We start from the raw sequence: 1,617 nt of genomic DNA, 5'->3' as shown, positions 1-1,617 counted from the left end.
AAATTATTGAATATCGTTGATGAAGCGACAAACCCTTGGGGTGTCAAAGTTACACGTATCGAAATCAAAGACGTACAGCCACCAGCAGACCTTACCGCTGCGATGAATGCTCAGATGAAAGCCGAGCGTAACAAACGTGCAGATATCCTAGAGGCAGAGGGTGTACGACAAGCTGAGATATTGAAAGCAGAAGGTCACAAGCAATCAGAAATCTTAAAAGCAGAAGGCCAAAAGCAAGCCGCGATACTTCAAGCTGAAGCTCGTGAACGGGCTGCCGAAGCTGAGGCTAAAGCGACAGAAATGGTATCAACAGCGATTGCTCAAGGTGACATGCAAGCAGTCAATTACTTTATTGCACAAGGTTACACCGACGCACTGAAGTCTATTGGCCAAGCAGAAAACGGTAAGATCATCATGCTACCGCTCGAAGCGACTGGACTAATGGGTTCTGTTGCGGGTATTGCAGAGATGTTTGCACATAAGAATGACAAGGGTAGTAAGGACTAACTTATGGTCGAATTGCTCGAACAAGTAAACTACTGGCATTGGTTAGCGTTTGGCCTAGCATTGTTAGCGCTTGAGCTAATTGGAACCGCTGGTTACTTTTTATGGATAGGCATATCTGCCATGCTAGTCGGGGCCCTATTAGGCGCACTACCAATCGGTTGGCAGATGCAATGGCTATCCTTTGCGAGCTTCTCGCTTATCACCACTTGGCTGTGGTGGAGAAGACAGCTGTCTAGTGACAAGCAATCTGACTCTACTCGAGACCTTAATCAGCGAGAGAAGCAACTGATTGGAAGAAAGACTCGCCTCTTAGAGCCGGTACAAAAAGGTAACTGCAGGATAAAGCTAGGGGATAGCTCATGGTCTGCGATGAGTACACATGATATTGATGCGGGAGAGGAAGTCGTGATTACTGCTGTCGATGGCATTGTTCTCACTATAAGCCCTACTAAACAATAATCAAGAAAACCCTCCGTCAAAGCCATAAGTAACCAACTTATGGCTTTTTCTCTACAAGTGAATCAATAATTGGGCAATGGCTATTTGAGTCACCAGGGCATTGTTCAACCCACTCTTTCAATGTCTTCTGAATGATCAGTAAGTCTTCAATTTTTTTATTCACTTCTTCCAATTTACTTAACGCTTTTGCTTTAACATCGGCACTTTCGCGACATGGGTTGTCGGCTAATTCAACAAGCGCACGACACTCATCAAGCGAAAAACCAGCGCTTCTCGCTTTCGCTACGATTCCGAGCTCTTTAATCTGCTTCTCACCATAAGACCGATAACCATTTTCAGAACGCAACGGTGCAGATATCACCCCTTTGTCTTCATACAAACGAATAGACTTAGGTGATAACTGCGTGAGGCTTGCAACTTCGCTTATGTTCATAATATTACTCAAGTAAATATCGCATAAAAACTATTTAGAAACCTAAGACTATTATTCAAACATCTAGGAATGCTAACTACCGAAACAAAAACATTGAAGCAATATAATGTTCGAAAATAAAGTCTGCTGTTTATGGCTATTTTACATCAAATGATGAGAGTAGCTTAGATTTTCCAACAAACCCAAACACCAACTATCAACAAGTTACTGTTTGAAAT

At 42.9% G+C, this 1,617-nt stretch carries 3 protein-coding genes; 2 read left to right on the top strand and 1 reads right to left on the bottom strand.

From position 1 onward, the window contains the following. Positions 1 to 507: SPFH domain-containing protein (locus tag AB4496_RS15270; RefSeq protein ID WP_372131289.1), on the top strand; the 507-nt coding region annotated here is incomplete at its 5' end. Between the two features lie 3 nt (positions 508 to 510). After that, on the top strand, positions 511 to 966 hold the full coding sequence (locus tag AB4496_RS15265) for an NfeD family protein (protein WP_009847355.1): 456 nt from the start codon (positions 511 to 513) through the stop codon (positions 964 to 966). A 37-nt stretch (positions 967 to 1,003) separates the two neighbouring features. On the opposite strand, the gene cueR is transcribed toward AB4496_RS15265, so the two are convergent. Next, positions 1,004 to 1,399, bottom strand: coding sequence for a Cu(I)-responsive transcriptional regulator (gene cueR, locus AB4496_RS15260; RefSeq protein ID WP_009847356.1), 396 nt, complete (start codon positions 1,397 to 1,399; stop codon positions 1,004 to 1,006). Between the last annotated feature and the right edge of the window lie 218 nt (positions 1,400 to 1,617).

Source organism: Vibrio sp. 10N.222.46.A1, assembly GCF_041473595.1.
GTDB lineage: Bacteria > Pseudomonadota > Gammaproteobacteria > Enterobacterales > Vibrionaceae > Vibrio > Vibrio tasmaniensis_A.
The sequence above is the reverse complement of the archived record's forward strand: the minus strand, read 5'-3'. Positions and strand labels throughout refer to the sequence as shown.

What these genes read in the sequence shown, in the direction of transcription:
- AB4496_RS15265 (WP_009847355.1), top strand. Translation starts at nt 511, where the DNA reads ATGGTCGAATTGCTCGAACAAGTAAACTACTGGCATTGGTTAGCGTTT.
- cueR (WP_009847356.1), bottom strand. Translation starts at nt 1,399, where the DNA reads ATGAACATAAGCGAAGTTGCAAGCCTCACGCAGTTATCACCTAAGTCT.